9 protein-coding genes and 10 pseudogenes are annotated in these 24,730 nt (G+C 65.5%); 8 read left to right on the top strand and 11 right to left on the bottom strand.

All coding sequences use genetic code 11. The features are described from left to right. The first annotated feature begins 35 nt into the window (after positions 1 to 35). The 3 genes and pseudogenes from NHF48_RS08280 (at position 36) to NHF48_RS08290 (ending at position 3,781) form a co-directional block, all read left to right on the top strand. A pseudogene (locus tag NHF48_RS08280) lies at positions 36 to 975 on the top strand (ABC transporter ATP-binding protein). Next, a pseudogene (nadB, locus tag NHF48_RS08285) lies at positions 972 to 2,551 on the top strand (L-aspartate oxidase). Before NHF48_RS08280 ends, nadB begins: the two co-directional pseudogenes overlap by 4 nt. 225 nt (positions 2,552 to 2,776) lie before the next feature. Continuing rightward, positions 2,777 to 3,781 (top strand): serine hydrolase, encoded by a 1,005-nt coding sequence (locus NHF48_RS08290; protein WP_253070815.1) that lies wholly within the window; start codon positions 2,777 to 2,779, stop codon positions 3,779 to 3,781. A gap of 131 nt (positions 3,782 to 3,912) precedes the next feature. Here NHF48_RS08290 and NHF48_RS24870 read toward each other — a convergent pair. The 6 genes and pseudogenes from NHF48_RS24870 to hflK all read right to left on the bottom strand — a co-directional run bounded on the left by NHF48_RS24870 (position 3,913) and on the right by hflK (position 10,760). After that, positions 3,913 to 4,807: pseudogene (locus NHF48_RS24870) on the bottom strand (M20 metallopeptidase family protein). Next, positions 4,695 to 5,159, bottom strand: a complete 465-nt coding sequence (locus tag NHF48_RS24880; protein ID WP_446741132.1) for a M20/M25/M40 family metallo-hydrolase — start codon at positions 5,157 to 5,159, stop codon at positions 4,695 to 4,697. The pseudogene NHF48_RS24870 and the gene NHF48_RS24880 overlap by 113 nt, the downstream one beginning before the upstream one ends. Positions 5,160 to 5,330: 171 nt before the next feature. Continuing rightward, a pseudogene (locus tag NHF48_RS08300) lies at positions 5,331 to 6,976 on the bottom strand (helicase HerA-like domain-containing protein). Between the two features lie 111 nt (positions 6,977 to 7,087). Further along, positions 7,088 to 8,648 (bottom strand): annotated as a pseudogene (locus tag NHF48_RS08305) (Do family serine endopeptidase). A gap of 114 nt (positions 8,649 to 8,762) precedes the next feature. Then, positions 8,763 to 9,629, bottom strand: a complete 867-nt coding sequence (hflC, locus tag NHF48_RS08310) for a protease modulator HflC (RefSeq protein ID WP_235518904.1) — start codon at positions 9,627 to 9,629, stop codon at positions 8,763 to 8,765. After that, positions 9,626 to 10,760: pseudogene (hflK, locus tag NHF48_RS08315) on the bottom strand (protease modulator HflK). Before hflK ends, hflC begins: the two are co-directional and overlap by 4 nt. A gap of 70 nt (positions 10,761 to 10,830) precedes the next feature. Between hflK and NHF48_RS08320 the strand changes: the two are divergent. The 4 genes and pseudogenes from NHF48_RS08320 (at position 10,831) to NHF48_RS08335 (ending at position 13,139) form a co-directional block, all read left to right on the top strand. Continuing rightward, positions 10,831 to 11,779 (top strand): annotated as a pseudogene (locus tag NHF48_RS08320) (Mrp/NBP35 family ATP-binding protein). A gap of 98 nt (positions 11,780 to 11,877) precedes the next feature. Beyond that, entirely contained in the window at positions 11,878 to 12,309 is a 432-nt protein-coding gene (locus tag NHF48_RS08325; protein WP_253070816.1) for a CoA-binding protein, read from the top strand. A 55-nt stretch (positions 12,310 to 12,364) separates the two neighbouring features. Beyond that, positions 12,365 to 12,700, top strand: a complete 336-nt coding sequence (locus NHF48_RS08330; RefSeq protein ID WP_253070817.1) for a hypothetical protein — start codon at positions 12,365 to 12,367, stop codon at positions 12,698 to 12,700. A 10-nt stretch (positions 12,701 to 12,710) separates the two neighbouring features. Next, on the top strand, positions 12,711 to 13,139 hold the full coding sequence (locus NHF48_RS08335; protein WP_253070818.1) for a hypothetical protein: 429 nt from the start codon (positions 12,711 to 12,713) through the stop codon (positions 13,137 to 13,139). Positions 13,140 to 13,406: 267 nt separating this feature from the next. Here NHF48_RS08335 and NHF48_RS08340 read toward each other — a convergent pair whose 3' ends face one another. Continuing rightward, entirely contained in the window at positions 13,407 to 14,696 is a 1,290-nt protein-coding gene (locus NHF48_RS08340; RefSeq protein ID WP_253070819.1) for a homoserine dehydrogenase, read from the bottom strand. 91 nt (positions 14,697 to 14,787) lie between these two features. Between NHF48_RS08340 and NHF48_RS08345 the strand changes: the two are divergent. Next, a pseudogene (locus NHF48_RS08345) lies at positions 14,788 to 17,536 on the top strand ([protein-PII] uridylyltransferase). 182 nt (positions 17,537 to 17,718) lie between these two features. Here the strand turns inward: NHF48_RS08345 and NHF48_RS08350 are convergent. The 4 genes and pseudogenes from NHF48_RS08350 to NHF48_RS08365 form a co-directional block, all read right to left on the bottom strand. After that, a pseudogene (locus NHF48_RS08350) lies at positions 17,719 to 20,632 on the bottom strand (TonB-dependent receptor). 547 nt (positions 20,633 to 21,179) lie between these two features. Further along, the gene (infC, locus tag NHF48_RS08355) at positions 21,180 to 21,710 is read right to left on the bottom strand and encodes a translation initiation factor IF-3 (protein ID WP_031396176.1); all 531 of its coding nucleotides are present in this window, start codon (positions 21,708 to 21,710) and stop codon (positions 21,180 to 21,182) included. 98 nt (positions 21,711 to 21,808) lie between these two features. Next, positions 21,809 to 23,802: pseudogene (gene thrS / locus NHF48_RS08360) on the bottom strand (threonine--tRNA ligase). 75 nt (positions 23,803 to 23,877) lie between these two features. Beyond that, the gene (locus NHF48_RS08365) at positions 23,878 to 24,693 is read right to left on the bottom strand and encodes an LD-carboxypeptidase (protein WP_253070820.1); all 816 of its coding nucleotides are present in this window, start codon (positions 24,691 to 24,693) and stop codon (positions 23,878 to 23,880) included. Positions 24,694 to 24,730: the final 37 nt, after the last annotated feature.

Genomic DNA, 24,730 nt, shown 5'->3' on the forward strand with positions numbered 1-24,730 from the left:
ATGACCAGCCCCGCCGGCCCCGCTATGCCGCAGCCATGACCGAAGCCGCGATCGCCATCAAAAACCTCAGCAAGACCTACGCGCCCGTCGGCACCGCGCCGCCCAAGCGCGCGCTCGACGACGTGACGTTCGACGTCCCCCGCGGTCAGATCTTCGGGCTGCTGGGCCCCAACGGTGCGGGCAAGTCCACGCTGATCAACATCCTCGCCGGGCTGGTCAACAAGACCGACGGCAGCGCGGCGATCTGGGGGGTTCGACATCGACGAACATCCGCGCAACGCCAAGGCGTCGATCGGCATCGTCAACCAGGAGATCCTGTTCGACCCCTTCTTCTCGCCCTTCGAGACGCTGGAGATCCAGGCCGGACTCTACGGCGTCCCCAAGGCGAAGCGCCGCACGATGGAACTGCTCCGCGCGGTGCATCTGGAGGACAAGGCGCACGCCTACGCCCGCACGCTGTCGGGCGGCATGAAGCGTCGCCTGATGGTGGCGAAAGCGATGGTCCACTCGCCCCCTGTCCTTGTCCTCGACGAGCCGACCGCGGGCGTCGACATCGAACTCCGGCAACAACTCTGGACCTATGTCCGCAGCCTCAACCAGGCCGGCGTAACGGTGGTCCTTACCACGCATTACCTCGAGGAAGCCGAGGAACTCTGCGACCGGATCGCGATCATCAACAACGGTCGCCTGATCGCGAATGAACCCACGCGCGAACTGGTCGGCAAGGCGCAGGAGAAGATCGTCGCCGTCACCGTCGATCGCGACGTGACCGACATCCCCGCCAACGCCTGCTTCCAGAAGATCACGCTCAAGGGCAATCGCACCCTCGAAATCACCTACAAGAAGGACCGCGTGAACGCCGGCGAAGTCCTCGCCGCGATCCAAGGCAGCGGCTTCGGCATCGTCGACGTCTCGACCAAGGAGCCCGATCTCGAGGACGTCTTCCTCAGCCTGACTCGCGCCGCCAACGCATGACGAGCGACATCCTGATCGTCGGCTCGGGTGCCGCAGGTCTAACCGCGGCACTCAACCTTGCCGACCGCTTCAAGATCACGGTGTTAGCGAAGGGGCGCGCTCAACGAAGGCTCGACCGCCTGGGCGCAGGGCGGGATCGCCGCCGTGCTCGAACCCGGCGACACGTTCGAGAACCATGTCGAGGACACGATGGTCGCCGGCGCCGGCCTCAACGACCGCGCAATTGTCGAGATGGTCGTAGAGGGTGCCCCCGCCGCGATCGAACGCCTCACGCATCTCGGCGTGCCGTTCGAGACCGAGGGCAACGCGCTGCACCTGACGCGCGAGGGCGGCCACAGCCATCGCCGCATCGTCCACGTCGCCGACGCGACCGGCTGGGCGGTGCAGGAAGCGCTCCAGAAAGCCGCCGAAGCACATCCGAACATCACGCTGGTGCCCGATCAGATCGCGATCGACCTCGCCACAGGCCGTCACGAGGAACGCTATTCGGGCTCTGGCAACGTCTGGGGCGTCTACGCGGTCGATCGCAATACCGAGCGCGTCGCACTTTACACCGCGCGAGCGACGATCCTCGCAACTGGCGGCGCGGGCCGCACCTACCTGTTCTCGACCGCCCCCCGCGGCGCGACCGGCGACGGCATCGCGATGGCGTGGCGCGCGGGCGCGCGCGTCTCCAACATGGAGATGATGCAGTTCCACCCGACCTGCCTCTACAATCTGGAGGTCAAGAATTTCCTGATCACGGAAGCGGTCCGCGGCGAAGGCGGGCGGTTGATCAACCCGTCGACCGGCAAGCGCTTCATGACCTATTACGACCCCGCGCGGATGGAACTCGCCCCCCGCGATATCGTCGCGCGCGCGATCGATGCCGAGATCAAGCGTTATGGGCTCGACTACGTCCATCTCGACATCAGCCACATGCCCGCCGAGTTCATCCGCCATCACTTCCCCAACATCCACGAGAAGCTGCTCGGTCTCGGCATTGACATGACGACGCAGCCGATCCCGGTCGTCCCCGCGCAACATTACACGTGCGGCGGCATCGTAATCGATGAACACGGCAAGACCGATCTGCCCGGCCTGTATGCGGCAGGCGAGTGCACCGAGTCCGGCCTGCACGGCGCCAACCGCCTCGCGTCCAACTCACTGCTCGAATGCTTCGTGTTCGGCGAAGCGGCGGCGGACAGCATCGCAGCCGCGTGGGACTCACTGCCCCCCGCCCCCGCCAATCCGCCCCTGGGACGAAAGCCGCGTCACCGATTCCGACGAAGAGGTCGTGATCAAGCAGACCTGGACCGAGATCCGCCGCTTCATGTGGAATTACGTGGGCATCGTCCGCACCACCAAGCGACTCGAACGCGCCAAGCACCGCATCGAACTGCTCAACGACGAGGTCGCGGAATATTACCAGCATTTCCGCGTCACGCCTGATCTGATCGAGCTGCGCAACCTGCTTCAGACCGCCGAACTGATCGTGCGATCCGCGCTGCATCGGCACGAGAGCCGCGGGCTGCATTTCACGCTCGATTACCCCGAGACGCTGCGGGAGGCGGTCGATACGGTTCTCGTTCCATAGCATGATGGCGGCTCGGCGCATCGTCGGCGCGCTTCGTCGCAGCGACGTGCCGCCGCAGTTTCACGTGGCCGATCAACGGATAAGGATCGATGCTTCAGTTCAGGGCGTTCAATCCATCATGACATCGGCGAGTGCATTCCAGCGCCTTCTGGCGACCACGCTTTTGGCGCAGCGCTCGCCGGATGCGGATCGGCATCGCGGCCCACCCCGCCGGCGGTCACGCCCGTGCATCAGGAAGAGGGGTTCGTCTCGATCCCGGTGCCGCCGCCGCTGCCACGTACGCCGCGCCCCGCGCCCGCCGGTCTCGTCAACGCGATCTCCGAATTGCAGAGCGGCTTCCAGGGCAAGGCTGGCATCGCGGTGCGTGCGGTCGACGATGGCTGGACGGTCGAGGCCGGCGGGCGTCAGTTACTGCCGCAGCAATCGGTCAGCAAGCTTTGGGTCGCGATGACCGTGATGGACCTGCGCGACCAGGGCAAGCTGCGTCTCGACGAACCGATCGTCGTGCGGCCGCAGGATCTGACGCTGTTCCACCAGCCGATCGCGATGCTGGTGAAAGGCGACGGCTATCACACCACGATCAACGACCTGCTCACGCGCGCACTGACGCACAGCGACAATACCGCGAACGACCGGTTGCTTACGCGTGTCGGTGGACCGTCCGCGGTGCGGTCGATGATCGCGCGCAAACAACTCGGCGCGATCCGCTTCGGGCCGGGCGAGCGGCTGTTGCAGAGCGGCACGGCGGGGCTGGTCTGGCAGCCGTCCTACGCGGTCAATGGCGGTTTCATGACGGCACGCAACCGGCTGTCGCCCGCGGTGCGCGAGGCTGCACTGAACGCGTATGTGCGCAATCCGCCCGATGGCGCCGCGCCGATCGCGATCGCCGATGCGATTGCCCGGCTGGCTAAGGGCGACCTGTTGTCGGAGACCTCGACCAAGATCCTGCTCGACACGATGGGTCGCTCGGTCACCGGCCGCGCTCGCCTGCGCGCGGCGCTGCCCGGCGGCTGGGAGATCGCGCACAAGACCGGCACCGGCCAGGACCTCGGCCGCCGCAACGCCGGCTTCAACGACGTCGGCCTCCTCACCGCCCCCGATGGACGTCGGTATGGAATCGCAGTGATGATCGGCGACACTATCCGGCCGATGCCCGAACGCCAGAAACTGATCCAGGCGGCCGCGGCGGCGGTAGCGAACTACGCCGAGACAACGCGGCCGAGAGGCTGAGCTTCTGCTCCCCTCCCTGAAAGGGAGGGGTCGGGGGTGGGTCGGCCGGTTCGAGCCATCAACGTCTGGAAATGCGGAAGCCGACCCAGCCCATGCCCCTCCCTTCTAGGGAGGGGGAGCAGCAGGCGCTCTTAGTCGAACCCGTTCGTCAGGAACCGCTCCGCCACCGCGCAGTGCATCGCGATCCCGTGCGCCATCACGCGTTCGTCGATCGTCATCTTCGTGTTGTGCAGCGGCGGGTTTGTACGCGGATCGCTACCCTCGGGCGCGGCACCGATAAACGCCATCGCGCCGGGCAGCTTCTGGAGCACGTACGAGAAGTCCTCCGCGCCCATCATCGGCGGCATCACCTGATACGCGCCCTCGCCACCGATCGCGGTCGCACACGCCTTCATCAAATCGGTTGCGCGCTCGTCGTTGACCGTGACCGGATAGCCCTCCTCGATCGTCGGCGTACCAACCGCGCCGTGCGCGGCGGCGATACCCTCGACCATGCGGATGAACGCCGCACGCACCTGCTCGCGGGTGCGCTCCGACAGCGTCCGCATCGTGCCGAGCATCTCGACGGTCGACGGGATGACGTTGTGCGCGCTGCCGGCGTTGAGCTTTGTGATCGACAGCACCGCGGGGTCGGTGACCGCCACCTGACGAGCGAGATAAGTCTGGAGTGCGGTGACGATCTCGCAGGCGATCGGCAGCGGATCGAGGCAGTCGTGTGGCATCGCGGCGTGGCCGCCGCGGCCGGTGATCGTCGCACGCAGCGTGTCTGTCGACGCCATCAACGTGCCGGCGCGGCTGACGACATGGCCCATCGGCATGTTCGGCGAGATGTGCAGCGCGAAGCCCGCCTCGGGGAGCGGCGAGTCGAGCAAGCCGTCGGCGATCATGTGGCGCGCGCCGTGATGCCCCCTCCTCACCGGGCTGGAACATGAACACGACCGTACCGGGCAGTTCGTCGCGGCGCGCGCACAGCGCCTTCGCCGCGCCGACCAGCATCGCGGTATGCGAGATCGTGCCCGCAGGCATGCATCGCGCCGTCGATCTTGGAGGCGAACGGCAGGCCGGTTTCCTCCTGCATCGGCAACGCGTCCATGTCGCCGCGGAGCAGTACCGTCCGCCCGTTGCCGCCAGCGGCGCCACCACGGCCGCCGCGGAGGATCGCGACGAAGCCGGTGGTCGAGGTGCCTTCACGAAACTCGAGCGGGAGGCCGGCGAGCGCAGCCTTCACCTTATCCGAGGTACGCGGGCAGTGGAGGCCGACTTCGGGATCGGCGTGGATCGCCCGCCGGAGTGTGATCGCGTCGTCGAGACTGTCTTCACCTACGGCGGTCCAGTCGGTCGGGGCCCAGTCGGTGGTGGATTCGAAATCGAGGGACATCGGGAACTCCTGTTTAGCATTTGGGCCCCACCCCGGCGAAGGCCGGGGCCCAGTTGGGGAACAGCAGTAACGGCGGACGGCGCCCCGTTACATCGACCTTGCCAACTGGGCCCCGGCCTTCGCCGGGGTGGCGTTTGTGTGGGGCAGCCAGCCCCCGATCGCTGAGGCAGTCTATCCCCGGAAGAGGCCGCCTAAAACCCCGCGCAGTACCGTACCGACCAAGCCGCCGCTCGACGACGACCGGCGCGACTTCGTCCCGAACACCTGCTTGCCGATCTCGTTGGCCACCTGCCGACCGATCGACGAGCTCGCGGCCCCTCGTCGCCGAAGACGCCATCTTCGTCCAAGGCGAATTCGCCGCCTCGCGATCAGCTTCGCGCTGTTGGCGATCCGCTTCGCGCTGCTCGGCAACCCGAGCGCGCTCGGCCTCTTTCGCCGCCTTGGCATCGAGCTTCGCCTGCGTGGCCGCAGCCTTCTCCGCCTCGGTCGTCGCCTTCGCCTCGGCAGCAGCCGCTCTCGCCTCCTGGGTCTTCGCGGCCAGCAATTCCTCCGCCGACTCCCGATCGACCAGCGTGTCGTACTTCGCCCCGATCGCATCGGTCTCGATCATCACCTTCCGCTCGGCCGGCGTGATCGGCCCCACGCGCGAGGCGGCCGGCTTGATCAGCGTCCGCTCGACCGGGGTCGGTGCGCCATCCGCCTGGAGCAGCGACACCAGCGCCTCACCGACCTTCAGCTCGGTAATGATCGTCGCGACGTCGACGCCGGGGTTCGCCCGGAACGTCTCCGCCGCCGAGCGCACCGCAGCCTGATCGCGCGGGGTAAACGCGCGCAACGCGTGCTGGACACGGTTGCCGAGCTGTCCTGCGACGGTATCGGGAATGTCGATCGGGTTCTGCGTGATGAAGTACACGCCCACCCCCTTCGAGCGGATCAGCCGGACGACCTGTTCGATCTTCTCCAGCAGCGCCTTCGGGGCCTCGTCGAACAGCAGATGCGCCTCGTCGAAGAAGAAGCACAGCACCGGCTTGTCGGGATCGCCGATCTCGGGGAGATGCTCGAACAGCTCGCTCATCAGCCACAGCAGGAACGTCGCGTACAGCTTCGGCGAGGCCATCAGCTTGTCGGCGGCGAGGATGTTGACGATCCCCCGCCCCTTGTCGTCCACCCCGATGAAGTCGTTCATCTCAAGCGCGGGCTCGCCGAAGAAATTTTCCGCACCCTGCGTCCGCAACTGGAGCAGCGAGCGCTGGATCGCGCCGATCGACTGTTTCGAGACGTTGCCGTACGTCACCGTCAGCTCGTCCGCGCGGCCAGCGCATTCGCTCAGCATCGCCTGCAGATCGTCGAGGTCGATCAGCAGCAGCCCCCTCCTTGTCGGCGACATGGAAGGCGATCGTCAGCACGCCCTCCTGCACCTCGTTCAAGTCCATCAGCCGCGACAGCAGCAGCGGCCCCATCTCGCTGATCGTCGTGCGGATCGGATGGCCCTGCTCGCCAAACAGATCCCAGAACTGCACCGGGTTGTCGGCATAGGCCCAGCCATCGTCGCCGATCGCCTTCGCGCGCTCGGCAAAGGTGGCGTGCGTCTTCGCGGTCGGCGATCCGGCCATCGCTAGCCCCGACAGGTCGCCCTTCACGTCGGCGACGAAGCACGGCACGCCGTTCGCGGAGAAGCCCTCGATGATCCCCTGCAGCGTCACGGTCTTGCCGGTACCGGTCGCGCCCGCGATCAGGCCGTGACGGTTCGCGCGCTTCAGCTCTAGCGTCTGCGGTTTGCCGTCCACGCTCGCGCCGATGAAGATGTCGTCGCTCATGCTTGTCGTCCTCTGTATCCGGCGCCGACCCCTAACCCCGCCGGCCGCAAAGAAAAAGGACCGCCGCTCGGGGAGCGACGGTCCTTTCGTGTCGATCGTGTCGGTCGTAGATTACTTGATCTTGACCGGCAGGAACGTTGCGGGGCTACGGCCGCGCTTGACCTGCAACAGGACCTGCGGGCGACCGGCTGCCTTGGCGACGTTAACCGCGTTCTGGACGTCGACCGCGGTGCGAACGGGCGTGCCGTTGACCGAGATGATGACGTCGCCGCGCTTGAGCTTGCCATACGCATCGCTGGTCTGCGCGACCACGGCGATGACGACGCCCTGCGTGCTGGCCTCGACGCCGACCGCCTGCGCGATCGCCGGGGTCAGCGGCTGCACACCGATGCCGAGCGCAGCGCCCGCGGTCGGTGCAGCGGGAGTAGCCAGAATCGTCGCCGTCATCGCCGTCGTCGCTGCCGAAGCCCTGGGCATCACCGCCGACCACCGCCGCCAGCTTGTCCGCACTTGGACGCGGCACGACGACCACATTGGCGACTACCGGCTTGCCGTTGCGCAGGATGTCGAGGCGAGCCGTCGCACCCGGCTTCACGTTCGAGACGAGGTAGGACAGCGACTGGTCGACCGTCACGGCCTGACCGTTCACCTTGGTCACGACGTCGCCCGCGCGCACGCCGGCCTTCGCCGCCGGGCCGCCGGCCGTCACGTCGTTGATCAGCTCACCCTGGTTCTTGGCGATGCCGAGTGCCGCGGCGGTATCCTCGTTGATCGTACCGCCCGGCTGCAGCTGGACGCCGATATAGCCGCGCTCGATCGTGCCGCCCTTCATGAAGGTCGCGATGATCGGCTTGGCGACGGCCGCAGGGATTGCGAAGCCGATGCCGATATTGCCGCCCGACTGGCTGAAGATCTGCGAATTTACGCCGATCACGTTGCCGTTGAGATCGAACATCGGGCCACCCGAGTTGCCCTGGTTGATCGACGCGTCGGTCTGGATGAAGCGGTCGTACGCGCCGCCCTGACCCGTGACGCGGTTGATCGCCGAGACGATACCCGCCGTGACGGTGCCGCCGAGACCGAATGGTTCGCCGATCGCGACGACCCAGTCGCCGACGCGCGCGCCGTTCGAATCGCCGAACTTCACGAACGGCAGGTTGGCCGCATCGATCTTCAGCAGCGCGAGATCGGACTCCTGATCCTTGCCGATGACCTTGGCGACGTATTCCTTCTTGTCGCTGAGCGTCACGGTGATCGAATCGACCGTCGCGCCCTGCGCCCCCGGCGAGATCACGTGGTTATTCGTGACGACATAGCCGTCGGGCGAGATCAGGAAGCCCGAACCGAGCGAGGCGCCTTCACGCTTCACCGGCGCGCCACCCTGGCCGCCGCCGCCGCCCATGCCGCCGAACAGGTCGCCGAACGGCGTGCCCGCGAACGGATTGGCCTGCTGCTTCTGGACGATTGTCTGCTTGGTCGAGATGTTGACGACCGCGGGCTGGAGGCGCGCAACCATGTCGGCGAAGCTCATCGGCGCGCCAGGTTTCGGCGAGACCGCCTGGATCGCACCGGGTTCGTTCTGCGCGACCTGCGCGCCGCTCGGCTGAAGCGCGAGCGTCGCGGTCGCACCGCCGAGAAGAAGAGCACTGGTAATGGCGTAGGCGTAACGCACTAGATGTTGTCCTCTCGTTTCATCAATCGAAACAGGTACCCCGTAGGGACGCCGTCCTGAATGATGCTTGAATATCGTCTTGAATATGGCTCGGCGTTCAAAGGTTCCGCAGGCTCAACGCCCGCGGCCCTCGAATTCCCTCAGGTAACTGTTGTTCGGCGACAGAATGATCGAGGTCGATCCTTCCGGTGCCGGGCCACCGTCGGCACCGAACGTGTGCCGGTACGACTGCATCGCACGGTAGAAGTCGTAGAAATCAGCGTCCTTGCCAAAGCTCTCGGCATAGATCTTCGCGGAGTCCGCATCGGCCTGCGCACGAACAATCTGCGCCTGCTTCTGACCCTCGGCACGGATCGTGATCGCCTCCTGCTGGCGCGCGCTCGACATACGCTTAAGCGCGCTTTCGAGTGGCAGGCCGACGGGGAGGTTCGCCTGCTTGATACGGACATCGACGATCTCGACGCCGTATTGGCTGGCGACGCGCTGGAGCCCCTTCTGGATGTTGTCCATCAGCTCCGAACGCTCCGGGCTCAGCAACTCGACGAAGCGCCGCTTGCCAAGTTCGTTGCGCAGCGCCGAGCCGAGGATCGGGCGAAGCTGATCGGGAATGCGGTCCTCGCTGCCGACCGCATTGCGCATCTTGCGCGGATCGACGATCCGGTAGCGCGCATAGGCATCGACTTCGAGCCGCAACTGGTCGGTCGACAGCACCAGCGTGTTGTCCAGCTCCAGATCCTGCACGCGCTTGTCGATCCAGACGATCCGGTCGACGAACGGAATGCGCGCGATCAAGCCCGCACCGGTCTGGCCGAACGGCGTATTCGGCTGCCATGCGTTGACCGTGCGGATCGGCTGGCCGAAGCGCAGGATCACCGCCTGCTTGGTCTCGGGGACGATCGCGAACGTCGATGCGGCAAGGATCACGAGCAATAGCGCGATGATCCCGGCGACAATCGGGTTGCGGAAACTCACGGCGTTCACTGGGCAGCTCCAGGCTGGGGGGCAGCCGCTGCCGCGGCCGGCGCTGGTGTCGACTGAACAGCCTCGGGGTTCGGCAGGCGCTTGGCATTCGACAGCGGCAGATACGGCACCACCCCTCCCGGCGTCTCGACGATCGTCTTGTCGCTCTTGGCGAGTACTGCCTCCATCGTCTCGTAATACATGCGGCGACGCGTCACTTCCGGCGCAAGCTTATACTGCTCGTACACCTTGTCGAACGACGCAGCCTCGCCCTGCGCGCGCGCCACGACCTGCTGCGCGTAGGAGCGCGACTGGTTAAGGTTGGCGATCGCCTCCTGCTGCGCGGCGGTAACGGCGTTGAAGTCCTCGACGATCCGCGCAGGTGCAGCGGCTTGCTTGATCGCGACGCCCTGAATACGCACGCCCGACTTATAGTCGTTGAGGATCTGCTGCGTGAGTTCAGCGACGCGCTGCTCGATTACGGTACGACCCGTGCCGATCGCCTGGTCTAGCGTCGTCGTCGCAACCACCGCGCGCATCGCGCTCTCGGCAGCGGCACGGACGGTGTCGTTCGGCTCGGCAAGCTGGAACACGTAATCGCGGGGGGTCCGAGATATCCCAGCGGACCGAATACGCCAGATCGATGATGTTCTGGTCACCCGTCAGCGTCAGGTTCTCGCCGTCACCGACGGGGAAGTTGTCGGTGCGGATCTTCTGCACGTCGACCACCGTCACGTCGGCGATCGGCGCGGGCATCGTCAGGCGAACGCCCGGATCGAGCGTGCCGGCGTATTTACCGAAATAGGTGACGACGCCGCGTTGCTGGGGACCGATCTGGTGGACCGATGTGAACAGGATCCAGACGACCGCGATGATCGCGACGCCGATCGCCCAGAGTGCGCGGGCGTTGGCGCCCGAGGGCAGGCCGCCGAAGCCACCCGTGCCGCCACCGCCGCCGCCCGAGCCGCGCGCTTTACGCAGGAACTCGTCGAGCGCGGTCGGCTTGGCGGCAGGCTTGCGGCCACCTGGAGGTTGCGCCCAGGGATTGCGCGGGCCGCTGTTACCGTCGTCGCCCGAGCCGCCCCAGGGGCCTTTCGGTGTTTCGGTGGCGAGGATATCGGGGCGCCGGAACCAGCGCGAGAAGATCGTCATACCAACCTTTATAGGTGTGCGCTGGCGGAAAAACAGTGCCAAGCGGCCTTAGCGGTCCTATCTGGCGCGGATGATCGACATCGAAGGCGTAAAGGCGGCGGTTGCTGCGGTAGCGGGCAAGCGGGCGACCGTCCGGATGGAAGGGACGCGAGCGGGCATCATCATCGATGCGACCGGGCTCGACCCGCAGGCACGCGATGCGCTGGAGGCAACCGTACGGATGGCCGCGACGCAACCCGGTGTGTCTGAGGTGCGGATCGCGGTGACCGCGGAACGCTCGACCCGCCGGCTGATCGCGGTCGCCAGCGGCAAGGGTGGCGTCGGCAAATCCACGCTCGCTGCCAATCTCGCCATCGCGATGTCGCGTGCGGGGCGCCGCGTCGGGCTGGTCGACGCCGATATCTACGGCCCGTCGCAGCCACGCCTGATGAACGTCGAGGGCACGCGACCGACCGCGAAGGACAAGGTGCTCGACCCCGTCCCCACCCCGTACGGCGTACCGCTATTGTCGATGGGCCAGCTCGTCGAACCGGGCAAGGCGATCGCGTGGCGCGGGCCGATGGCGGCGGGCGCGCTCGGCCAGCTGGTCGAGGCGGACTGGGGTGTGACCGATACGCTGGTGCTCGATCTCCCCCGGCACCGGCGACGTCCAGCTGACGATGGTTCAGAAATACCGTCCCGCAGGCGCAGTGATCGTCTCGACCCCGCAGGATCTCGCGCTGATCGACGCCCGCCGCGCGATCGACCTGTTCGAAAAGGCCGGCATCCCGATCATCGGCCTCGTCGAGAACATGGCCGGCTATATCTGCCCGCATTGCGGCGAGGCGTCGGACCCGTTCGGCAATGGTGGGGCAGAGGCGGCGGCGCGCGAACTCGGCATCCCGTTCCTCGGCCGCGTCCCGCTGACGATCTCGATCCGCACCGCGTCCGATGCCGGCACGCCGCCCGCCTCGAACCCGGACGATATGATTTTCATGCCGATCGCGGCTCAGGTCGTCGCATGGCTGGGAAAACTGTGAAACCCGCAGGCCTGATCCACGTTGTGTGATTACCGGTCGTACCCGACGCGTAGAGTCGCGGTACGAGCGGACCAGGTTTCTTCTTGCAGGAGGCATCGATGCCGTTGACCGCCGATGCCGATATCAAGACGCTGCTCGAAAACGCGCGCACGATCGCCATGATCGGCGCCTCCGACCGCCCCGATCGCCCCTCCTACGGCGTGATGGCCAAGCTCCAGGCGCACGGCTATCGCGTGATCCCAGTCAACCCGCAGATCACCGGCGAGCACGTCCACGGCGAGTTCGTCTTCCGAGACCTGTCGCAACTCGGCGACCCGATCGACATCGTCGACATCTTCCGCAACTCGGCTGCTGCTGGCGAAGCGGTCGATCAGGCAATCGCAGCAGGTGCGAAGGCCGTCTGGATGCAGCTAGGCGTGGTCAACGAAGAGGCCGCGGCACGCGCCGAAGCCGCCGGCCTCCAAGTCGTGATGGACCGCTGCCCGGCGATCGACATTCCCCGGCTCGGGGTAGCCAAGATCGAGCAATGACGCTTGCCCTCCCCGACGATCGCGGCCAGTCTGCGTGTCTGTCCGGGAGGCGCCGATGCTCGCGATGCTGCTGTCGATACTGATCGAAGACCCGCTAATGGCAACCGCCAGGGCCCGCATGGCCGCCGAGCAACCCTGCATCCAGAGCGCCGACGAGACAGACATCACGGTCTGTGGACTGCGAACCGCCGACCGGTTCCGCGTTCCATTAGTGGTACATGACGCCGGCGACCCCAAGCACGAGAGCGTCCGCAACGAACGTACTCGCCTGCTCAACCGCACCTCGCCGCTCGCCGATCTCAGCCCGTTCCAGGTTGGCGGTGGGATGGCAGGCGTCACCATGACGGTCGGCAGCGAAGGCGGCATGTCGTTCCGCAAGCCCGCGCCATAAGGATCTGAGCATGTTCGCAATCATCCTGTCCGCGCTGCTCCAGGCGTCCGCCACTACCGCTGCGCCTGCGGCACCGCCGGTGCCGGAGCGCTTTTCGATCCTCGTCGACCCGTGCGCGACGCAGACGAAGGACGGAAACGAGGTCGTCGTCTGCGGCAAATCCGCGACGACCACCCCACGCCTGCCGATGCGCGACGATCGCGGCCCGTCCGACCACGCGGTTGCCTCCAACCCCAACCTCAGCGCCGTCCGCGCTCTGGAATTGTCGGATACACCGTGTGCGGCGCGACAGGGCGGATGCCAGGTTGGCTTCGGCCCGCCAATCGCCCCGATCGCGAAGGCCGCGGTAGGGTTGATCAAAAGCGCCCTCGCGAAGAAACCCGACAAACGCGGCCGCGTGCCGATCGATCTCGATGGACCCGTCGGCTCAGTGAACTAGGCGAATGAGTCGGTGGAGTAAGGTAGCTCGGCGCCTCACTTCAGCACGATCGCCCTCCCCTTGTTTCCCTGCGAGGGCGAGGACCCAGTCTGGCTTCCCGCCTTCGCGGGAGAACAAGGGGGAGGTAGCTTTGCTGTCCATCACCCCGGCGAAGGCCGGGGCCCAATTGGGGGACGTCGCTAACGAAGCACGCGTATCGGTACTGAGACCTCTCCAATTGGGCCCCGGCCTCCGCCGGGGTGGTGGTGTTCGAGGACTGGCGGACCCTCAATCCAGAATATGCATCCACATTGGCTGGCCCACGAGACTCTGCGACCCCCGTAGCTTCTCCAGCGCCTGCGCGATCGAGCGTTCCGGGCTCTCGTGCGTCACGATCGCGACGAGAACGCTGCCATCCGCAATCGCCCCGCGCTGGATCAAGCTCTCGATCGAGACACCCGCGTCCCGCATCGCCGCGGCGATCTCGGCCAGCACCCCGACCCGGTCCGCAACGGTGAAGCGCAGATACGCACGCCCCCGCCGCTCGCCGCTGTCCGCCTTGGGCGCTGCCGTAAGCGACACCACCGGCATCGCGAACGGCGGGCCGAACTCGCCGCGCGCGATGTCGATCAGGTCGGCGACCACCGCGCTCGCGGTCGGACCATCGCCCGCACCCGCACCCTGGAACAACAGGCGACCGACGAAGTTGCCCTCCGCCACGACCGCGTTCAGCGACCCGGTGACGTGCGCCAGCGGGTGATCGATCGGCACCAGATGCGGATGGACGCGCTGGAACAGTCCGTCCGCGCCCGCTTCCGCCAACCCGAGCAGCCGCACGCGATATCCCAAAGCCGCCGCCTCGGCGATGTCCGCACCCAACAGATGCCGGATACCGCTGATCGCAACGTCGTCGAACGCCGGCTGCGTCCCGAACGCGACCGCCGCCAGGATCGACAGCTTGTGCGCCGCATCGACGCCGTCGATGTCGAAGCTCGGATCGGATTCCGCAAACCCCAAGGCCTGCGCTTCTGCCAGCACCTCGGCAAAGTCGCGGCCTTCCGATTCCATCTTCGACAGGATGAAATTGCACGTACCGTTGAGGATCCCATAAACGCGGGCGATCTCGTTCGCCGCAGCACCTTCCCGCAACCCCTTGATGACCGGAATGCCGCCCGCGACCGCCGCCTCGAATTTCAGCGCGACGCCTGCCCCTTCGGCCGCCTGCGCGAGTTCGAGCCCGTGATGCGCGATCATCGCCTTGTTCGCGGTAACGAAACTCCGCCCCGCCCCCAGTGTGCTCCGCGCGAGCGTCAGCGCCGGTCCGTCGGATCCCCCGATCAGCTCGACCACGACATCCGCCCCCGGCTGTTTCGCCAGCGCGGTCGTATCGTCGACCCACGCAAACCGCGACAGATCGACGCCGCGATCCTTGCCCCGATCACGCGCGGAAACCGCAACGATCTCGATCTCGCGCCCGGCCCGCCGCGCAATCAACTCGCGGTTCGCATCCAGCAATCGGATAACACCGCTGCCAACGGTCCCCAGACCCGCAAGGGCCACGCGCAATGGTTCGCTCATTTTCGTCCTCCACTCGCGCGTCCGGTTACGTTTCGCGGACGTTTTGCGCAATCCTGATGACGCACGCGCCCGGCGCCCCTATCTGGACCTCATGTCCGGCCGCTTCGATCACCTCCCCAACCGTCGCACGATCATCGATCGCCGCGCCGTCGCCGAAACCATCGCCGCGTTGGAGGGCGTCGACCCGACCGCGCTCCGCCGCGACGCGACGACGCTGCTAAAGGCAGCGCTGGAGAAAGGCCGGGTAGAAGTCGAACGCCGTCTCGTCGAACACCCATCGCGCGGGTTGGAAGCATCGAGTGCGCAAGCATATTTGATCGACGCGCTGCTCCGCATCCTGTTCGATTTCACGACACAGCGGCTCTACCCCCTGCCCAACCCGACGATCGGCGAGCGCCTGACGGTGATCGCGGTCGGTGGGTATGGCCGCGCGGAAATGGCGCCGCATTCGGACGTCGATATCGGCTTCCTGACCCCCGGCAAGCAGACGCCCTGGGCCGAGCGAGTGATCAGAATCGATGCTCTACGCGCTGTGGGATCTCGGGCTGAAGCTCGGCCAATCCAGCCGCTCGCTCGACGAAATGGTCCGCCAGGCCAAGAGCGACGTCACCGTCCGCACCGCGCTGCTCGAGGCGCGCTACGTCTGCGGCGACACCGATCTGTACGAACAGGCCTCACACCGCTTCAAGACCGAGGTCCAGGCCGACACCGCACGCACCTTCATCGCGGACAAGCTCGCCGAACGCGATGCACGCCATCGCAAGATGGGCGATACGCGCTACGTCGTCGAACCCAACGTCAAGGAGGGCAAGGGCGGTCTGCGCGACCTCCACGCGCTCTTCTGGATCGGCAAATACATCTACGACGTCCAGCGCGCCGCCGAACTGGTCGAGGTCGGGCTGTTCACCAAGGCCGAATATCGCCTATTTCATCGCGCAGACAATTTCTTTCAGGCGGTGCGCTGCCACCTGCACAGCATCACCGGCCGCGCCGAAGATAGGCTGACGTTCGACCTGCAACGCGAGATCGCCGACCGGATGCGGTTCTCCGACCGACCCGGCAAATCGAAGGTCGAGCGCTTCATGCAATTCTATTTCCTGCAGGCCAAGACCGTCGGCACACTCAGCGGCGTCTTCCTCGCGCATCTCGACGAGAAGTTCGCGGCGCGGGGCCGGCGTTTCGGGTTGCCGACGATCCGACGCTCTCCACGCAAGCTCAACGGCTTCGTGCTCGATCGCGGGCGGCTCGCATTGCCCAGCGACGACTTTTTCCGGGCCGATCCCGAACGCCTGATCGAGATCTTCCAGCTCGCCGACAAGCACGGCGTAGAGATCCACCCGCTTGCCATGCGCGCCGCCGCGCGGGATGCCAAGCTGGTCGACGACGTCCGCAACAGCCCGACGGCGAACGCGCTGTTCCTCGACGTGCTGACCTCACCCCGCGATCCCGAACTGGTGCTGCGCTGGATGAACGAGGCTGGAGTGTTCGGCCGCTTCGTGCCCGATTTCGCGCGCGTCGTCGCGCAGATGCAGTTCGACATGTACCATCACTACACCGTCGACGAGCATACCATCCGCGCCATCGGTCTCCTCGCGCGGATCGAGAACGGCACGCTGAAGGAGGACCACCCACTCGCCAGTGCGATCTTCGAACAGATCGTGTCGCGGCGCGCGCTGTACGTTGCGGTCTTGCTTCACGACATCGCCAAGGGTCGCGGCGGCGACCATTCGATCCTCGGGGCGGAGGTGGCGCAGCGCCTGTGCCCGCGCTTCGGCCTGACGCCTGCCGAGACCGAAACCGTCGCCTGGCTGGTGCGCTGGCACCTTCTGATGTCCGCCACCGCGTTCAAGCGCGACCTCAGCGACTTCAAGACGATCCTCGATTTCTGCGACGTGGTGCAGAGCCCGGAGCGCCTCCGCCTACTGCTTACGCTGACGATCGTCGACATCCGCGCCGTCGGGCCGGGCGTGTGGAACGGCTGGAAACGCCAGTTGCTCGGGGACCTTTACGAATCGGCCGAGGAAGTCCTGCGGTTGGGTCATAAGCAAAAGGGTCGCGCCGAGCGGATTGCGGCTAAGCAGCAGCATCTGCGGGACGCGCTAGGATGGAGCGAGGAGACGTTCGCGACGCTCGTTCACCGGCTCCCCGAAGCCTATTGGATTGCCGAACCTGAAGACGTGCTGGCGCACAACGCCCGCTTCCTGGCGACCACGGGCGACGCGCAGCTCGCGATCGACGCACATGTCTATCCCGGGCGCGGGGCGACCTTGGTGACGATCTACGCTGCCGATCATCCCGGGTTGTTCTACCGCATCGCAGGCGCGATCCACGTCGCCGGCGGCAACATCATCGACGCGCGCATCCATACCACGCGCGACGGGATGGCCGTGGACAACTTCCTCGTGCAGGATCCGTTCGGGCGGCCGTTCGACGAGTCCGGGCAGCTTTCACGCCTCAAGACCGCAATCGAGGACGCGCTCGCCAACCGCGGCAAGCTTGCCGACCGCCTCGTCGCGAAGCCGCTGCCGCGCACGCGTGCGGAGGCATTCGATATCGTACCGAATGCGCTGGTCGACAACAAGGCGTCGAACCGGTTCACCGTGGTCGAGGTCAACGCGCGAGATCGGCCGGCGCTGCTCAACCAACTCGCCAATGCGCTGTTCCAGTCGAAGGTGACGATCCACTCCGCGCACGTCGCGACCTATGGCGAGCGGGCCGTGGATACCTTCTACGTCACCGACCTGACCGGCGATCGGATCACCCAGCCCGCGCGGTTGAGGACGCTGGAGCGGCGTCTACTGGCGGCGGCGGCAGGCGAAGAGATCGATCTAGCGGCTTAGCGCTACTGTGTTCTCCCGCGAAAGCGGGAGCCCAGGGTAACAGAGCGTAGCGCTTGGAAACCTGGACTCCTGCGTTCGCAGGAGAACAGCGCGTGTTCAGCAGGATTGCCCGAGCACAGACCCGCGCACGGAAAAGCCGGCCCGCAGCGAACTGCGGGCCGGCTTTCCATTCAATCACCCGATCAGAAGCGCGAGCGCAGGGTCAGGCCGTAAGTGCGTGGCTCGGCGAGGAATGCCGAGTAGAGCGCGTTGCCGGTGCCGCCATAGGCTGCGACGTTGGCCGAAGACCCGGCACCCTGGAACGGCGTGTTGAACGCGACCTGGATGTAGTTCTTGTTGAACACATTCTGTGCCCAGAACTCGAGTGCCCAAGCCTGGTCCTTGCCGCGCAGGCCAACGCGGGCATTCACCACGGCGAAGCCGTCCTGCTTCTTCTCCGGCGCCAGATCGGAACCGGTATTATAGTCCGACGACAGGCGGCTATCGACATAGATCAGACCCGACATGCCGTTCGAGCCGAGATCTGGCGTCCAAGCGAACGACGTCGTGACGACGTTCTTGGGAGCGTTCGACAACTGGCTGCCCGGCAGCAGGAAGAGTGCGCGGTCGAGCGGCTCGCCGGTGGTCGAGCTGCCGATCAGGTTCTTGCGGAAATGGGTATCCGCATAGGTATAGCCGGCCGTGAACGTGACCTGCTTGATCGGCGACATCGTCGCTTCCAGCTCGACGCCCTGCGAGATCACGCCCGGCTTCTTCGAACGGTTGGTCGGGCACCCTCCGGTCTGCGCACCGGTGACCGGATTGAACCCGTTGTCGCTATCGAGGCCCCCCAGGCTGTCCTTACACGCTTCGATGTTCTGCACGACGAAGATCGAGCCGTTGAAGGTGTTGAGCTGGAAGTCGGTGAACTCCTCGCGGAACGCGGCGACGTTGAACGTGAAGCCGCGCGTGTTGAATTTCGCCCCGAGCTCGTAATTGTTCACCTTCTCGGCGTTGAAGCGCAGGCCCGGTGCATCGGCATTGGTCCGCGGCGTCAGCACGCCGTTTACCCCGCCGAGATCCGAACGGTCGAGGTTGTAGCCGCCCGCCTTGTAGCCCTTGGCGAACGACGCGTAGGTCAGCAGCTTGGTGAACGGCTTCCACGACAGGACCGCCGTGCCGGTGAACTCGCCGTCGCCGAAGCTGTCGTTGAGGCTGAGCGCGTTCAACGCCGGGCTGGAGTTGCCGGTGCAGGTCAACGTCACGATGCCCTGCGCGAACGCCGTGGCGCCACTCTGCGACTGCGTGAGGGGGAGCGAGAGCCGCCTGCTGGATTGGGCAGACCGTGTTGTTGTTGTTGAACTTCGCGTTGAACTTCTTCGTTTCGTGCGTGTAGCGAAGACCGCCGGTCAGCGACAACGTGTCGGTCAGATGCAGGATGTTGTGTGTGAAGAACGCGTAGTTCTCGCTCTTCTGGCGGTAGATCGAGCCGGAGTCGCCGACGTTGTTGACCCCGCCACCGAGACCGACCCCACCGGTGAGGCGGTCGAGCGCCGACGTGATCAGGCCGCCAGCCGGGCCAAAGGCGCCGGCGATTGTCGCGCGTCCGGCCGCGCTCATGCAGCCTGGGTTGTTCTGGTTCTGCAGCACGGCGTTCGGGCTGACTGTGGCGACGAGGCGGCAGGCCGCGAACTGCCCGTATTGCGCGCCGAAGACGACGTTATCGACCAGCTTGAGCTTCTCGTTCGAGTAGAAGCCACCGACCAGCCAGTCGAGCTTGTCGTTGAACAGCGAACCCTGGAGGCGCGCTTCCTGCGTGAAAGTCTTGAACTGGCGGTAGGCATTGCCGTCCGCCGCGCGATGCGTGAGATCGATGTTGGTATAGTCGACATCGCCCGCGTTGCCCGACTTGTACTGGCGATACGCAGTGATCGACGTCAACGTCGCGCCACCAAGATCCCAGTCGGCCTGCAGCGAGCCGCCGTAATCCTTGGTCGTATTCCGGAAGGTCTGGCCGGGCGTGATCGCGACGTCGCGGCTGAACGGATCTGGCGTGTTGCCGGCCAGCGGGAACACTGCGCCCTGGCGACGCAGGATGTCGACGATGCGGTTCGTCGTGTTGTTCGTGACTGCGCCATCGGCGTTGACCGTGGCGAAGAACGGCGCGACGCCGGCTGCGTTCGGCGTGGGATCGGTCGTCTCGACCTGGTTGTAATAGACCGCGCCGCAGCAGCTTTCCTTGCGGTGCGAATAGTCGCCGATCAGGCGGAAGCTCAAGGTATCGGTCGGCTTGAACAGCAACTGGCCGCGGACGAAATAGCGATCGCGGTCGTTGACGCGGCTCTCGCTGCCGTTGGCTGCCGTGACGTTCTTGTAGAAGCCGTTGCGATTCACGTAGACGCCGTCGACCCGGAAGGCGAGCTTGTCGGCGATCAACGGGCCGGTGATGCCGCCTGCAAGCCGCTTCTGGTCGTAATTGCCGTAAGTCGCCTCGGCGTTGCCATGCCAGTCGAACTCCGGCGACCGTGTGATGATATTGATGAGACCTGCAGAAGCGTTGCGCCCGAACAATGTGCCCTGCGGTCCGCGAAGAACTTCAACCCGGTCGATCTCGCCTAGTTCGTTGAGGCCGACGCCAGTACGGCTGCGATAGACACCGTCGATGAACACCGCGACCGAGCTTTCGAGGCCGGGATTGTCGCCGACCGTACCGATTCCGCGAATACGCGCGGACGCGTTCGATTCGTTACCGGTCGAAGAGATCAGCAACGACGGCGCAAGCTGGTTGAGCGAGCGGATGTCGCTGCCGCCCGAATTCTGCAGTGCTTCCTGACCGACTGCCGAAACCGCGATTGGCACGTTCGACAGACGCTCGGAACGGCGCGTCGCAGTGATGACGATGTCGCTGGCGTTACCCTGAATCCCGGCGTTGGCACTTGCCGCCCGCGTGGTGTCGGCGTCCGTTGCAGCGTTGGTCTGGCCCGCAACCGATGCGTTGGCGGTACCCTGCGAGGGCGACGCCTGCGCTTCAACGGTGGACGTCGCCTGTTGCGCGAATGCCGGCGTGACGATGGCCGCAGTCGCGACGGCGGACAACAGATATGCGGTCATACGCATCGGCATTCTCTCCCTGACGTGTTCGAATGTTTTCGAACTTATGGTTTGGCCGTTAGGTAGAGATATTCCACCCTTCACGTCTAGCGATTTCCGCATACGGAAGTCTATTTTTGAACATTGTGTCTCCAAACCGCCACATAGTACAAACAGCAAACCCTAGTTTCAAATTGCAACTTGGTTGCCATGGGGCCGCGCGACCCGGGAGTGCTGGGTTCGGCTGGAAGACAGAAAATCGCGCTGCATTCTGAGCACCAGCCGTGGATACGAACCATCCGTCGGCTACTTGGAAAGGGAATTTGAGCAATTCCGGCCTATCGAACGAGGCTTCTCAGGTTGCGCGTCTGGCATACCGCCTCACCGGTAGGAGGGAGGCCCGCACGCCCCGTTAGAACCAATGCATACGGCCGCCGGAATCTCACATCAGCCGGAACTCCGGGGCTAGATGCAAGCAACCAGACGTCCAGTACCGACAAACAAAAAGGCTGGCCAGTCCTTCAGGACTGGCCAGCCTCAAATCTCGTGGTAGCGACCGAAGCCGCTACGCCACTTACTTCGGTGCGAGCACCATCAGCATCTGGCGGCCTTCCATGCGGGGATACGCCTCGATCTTGGCGATCTCCGCGACGTCGTCCTGAACGCGCTTCAACAGGTTCATGCCGAGCTGGCCGTGGCTGAGTTCGCGACCGCGAAAGCGCAGCGTGATCTTGACCTTGTCGCCTTCACCGATGAAGTCGTTCACCTTCTTCATCTTCGTGTCGTAGTCATGATCGTCGATGTTTGGGCGCATCTTGATCTCCTTGATCTCCTGCGTCTTCTGCGACTTGCGTGCGAGGTTCGCCTTCTTCTGCGCCTCGTACTTGAACTTGCCGACATCGAGGAACTTGGCGACGGGCGGATCCGCGTTAGGCGACACTTCGACCAGGTCGAGCCCATGCTCGGCTGCCTGCTCGATCGCTTCGCGCGTGTACATCACGCCCAGATTCTCGCCCTCGTGATCGATCACGCGGACCTTCTGGCTCTGGATGAATTCGTTGAATCGCGGGCCGTTCATTGCGGGCGTCTGCATCGGCCGGCGCATCGTGGGAGGACGTATGGGGTTTGCTCCTGAAGTTTCTGACAATATTTGGGCCGGCTTATAGCGCAGAAACCCGCGCTCGGAAAGCCGGCCCCGTTGGATCACATATCGGGTGCGCGAGCCTCGTCCGCAAGACGCGCGATCGCTTCGTCGAGCGTCAGGATGGTCTGCGCCTGGCTGCCGAGCGTGCGGAGTGCGACCTTGCCCTCCTCGGCCTCGCGCTTGCCGACGACCAGCAGGTTCGGCACCTTCGCCAGGCTGTGCTCGCGCACCTTGTAGTTGATCTTCTCGTTGCGCAGGTCCGTTTCGACGCGGATGCCCGCCGCCTTCAGCTTCGCCGCAACCTCAAGTGCATAGTCGTCCGCATCCGACACGATCGTCGCCACGACCGCCTGTACCGGCGCCAGCCAGAGCGGGAATCGGCCAGCATGATGCTCGATCAGGATGCCGATGAAGCGCTCGAACGTACCGAGGATCGCGCGGTGGAGCATGACCGGGCGGTGCCGCTCGCCGTCCGCGCCAACATACGACGCGTCGAGTCGCTCGGGCAGCACGCGGTCCGACTGGATCGTGCCGACCTGCCACGTCCGGCCGATCGCGTCGGTCAGGTGGAATTCGAGCTTCGGCGCATAGAACGCGCCCTCACCCGGCAGTTCCTCGAAGTTCGCCTTGATCGTGTCGCTCAGGCCCGACTGCATCACCGCCTCGCGCAGTTCCGCCTCGGCCTTATCCCACATCGAATCTTCGCCGAACCGCTTCTCGGGGCGCAGTGCGAGCTTCACCGCATAGTCTTCGAAGCCCAGGTCCTTGTAGACGCTGTTGAGCAGCTCGCAGAACTTGCGCACTTCCTCGACCAGCTGGTCTTCGCGGACGAAGATATGCGCGTCGTCCTGCGTGAACTGGCGGACGCGCATGATCCCGTGCAGCGCGCCGTGCGGCTCGTTGCGGTGGCAGCAGCCGAACTCGGCCATCCGGATCGGCAGGTCGCGGTAGGATTTGATCCCCTGCTTGAAGATCAGCACGTGAGCCGGGCAGTTCATCGGCTTGAGCGCCATCAGCTCGCCCTCGCCGGACAGGACTGCGCCCCTCATCCTCGCCGTTCGGGATCTCGTCGGGGACGACGAACATGTTCTCGCGGTACTTGCCCCAGTGGCCCGACTGCTCCCACTGCTTGGCGTCCATCAGCTGCGGGGTCTTGACCTCGGCATAGTCGGCAGCGTCGAGGCGACGGCGCATATACGCCTCCAGCTGGCGCCAGAGCACGAAGCCGTTGGGGTGCCAGAACACCGACCCCTGCGCCTCGGACTGGAGGTGGAACAGGTCCATCTCCGCGCCGATCTTGCGGTGATCGCGCTTGGCGGCTTCTTCGAGGCGGAAGAGATGCTGGTCGAGCTGCTTCTTGTTGAGCCAGCCGGTGCCGTAGATGCGTGACAGCATCGCGTTCTTCTGGTCGCCGCGCCAATACGCGCCCGACACGCGCGTCAGCTTGAACGCGGCCGGGTCGAGCTTCCCGGTCGACGCCATGTGGGGCCCGCGGCACATGTCGAGCCACTCGCCCTGGCGATAGATCGTCAGTTCCTCGCCCTCGGGGAGCTCGGCGGCCCATTCGGCCTTGAAGCTCTCGCCCTGCTGCGTCCAGCGATCGATCAACTGCTGGCGCGTCCAGACCTCGCGCAGGAACGGCTCATTCCGGGCGATGATCGCGCGCATCTCGGCTTCGATCGCAGGCAGGTCTTCCTCGGTGAAGGGGCGGTCCTTCGGCGCGAAGTCGTAATAGAAGCCGTCGTCGGTCGCGGGACCGAAAGTGATCTGCGTACCGGGGGAAGAGGTGCTGGACCGCTTCGGCCATAACGTGCGCGAGATCGTGACGGACGAGCTCCAGCGCATCCGCCTCATCGCGTGCGGTCACCAGCGCGAGTGCGGTGTCGCCCTCGAACGGCCGGTTGAGATCGCGCACCTGCCCGTCGATGCGCGCGGCGAGCGCCGCCTTGGCGAGGCCCGGCCCAATCGCAGCGGCGACATCCGCGGGGGTAGTCCCGGGCGCAACCTCGCGGACGGAACCGTCGGGCAGCGTGATTCGGAACATGGCGGACATGGAGGACTTTCTGGTGTTGGAAGAGGCGCGGCTTATGCAGTCGCACACCCTATATAGGCAAGCCGGCGTCGAACGTCACGCTACCCCGAACGGGACGACATGGTTTGCCTGCGTGTGGCCGACCTCGGCGCGGCCAAGATACGGCACGCCCATGTCGCGGCTCCACCGCACCATCATGTAATCGAGCGTCTCGCCCCAGGGCGGATCGTTCTCCTGCACCGCGGTCACGGCGCCGAGGCGCAGTCCGGCGATGCCCTTCAACTGCGTGGCGTTGGCGACTTTGAAGAGCATGCGGTCGATCGCGTACATCGGCTCCGACACCTCTTCGACGATTAGGACGTGGTCGGTCAGGTCGGGCAGCCACGGTGTGCCGATCAGCGAGGTCAGGATGCTGAGGTTGAATGCCGCTGACGGCCTCCCGTCGAGTCCCGGCTCAAGCCCTGCCCGATCGCCGCGTACCATCCAGCCTAGCGACCGCGCGACCGTCGCCTCGCCATCATGCCGGTTGACGTCGCTGACCATCGGGCCGTGCACCGGCCGCCCGATCCGCCGGGCGTAGAGCGCGCCGAGCAGGAATCCGACGTCGGAATAGCCGAGATACGTCTTGTGGCGCGCCGCGCGGCCGAGCTCGGGCATGACCATCGCCAGGATCCGGTTCGAGCCATAGCCACCGCGTAGGAACCAGATCGCATCGAACGCCGGATCGTTGGCATATTCGAGGAATGCGGCCGCCCTGCGGAAATCGGAACCGGCGAAGTGGCCGTCGGTCTCCAGGCACTGCGGGTGGAAGACGAGTTCGACCTCCGGGAACGCAGTGGCCGCGTAGGCGGTGATCTTAGCGATCGCCGCGGGATTGGTCCGGCTCGACGCGGCGAGGACACCGATGCGCATTGTTCGTGTTCCCGACCTTGCCCCGTTACCAAACCGC

It is taken from the genome of Sphingomonas sp. H160509 (assembly GCF_024124765.2).
Lineage (GTDB): Bacteria > Pseudomonadota > Alphaproteobacteria > Sphingomonadales > Sphingomonadaceae > Sphingomonas.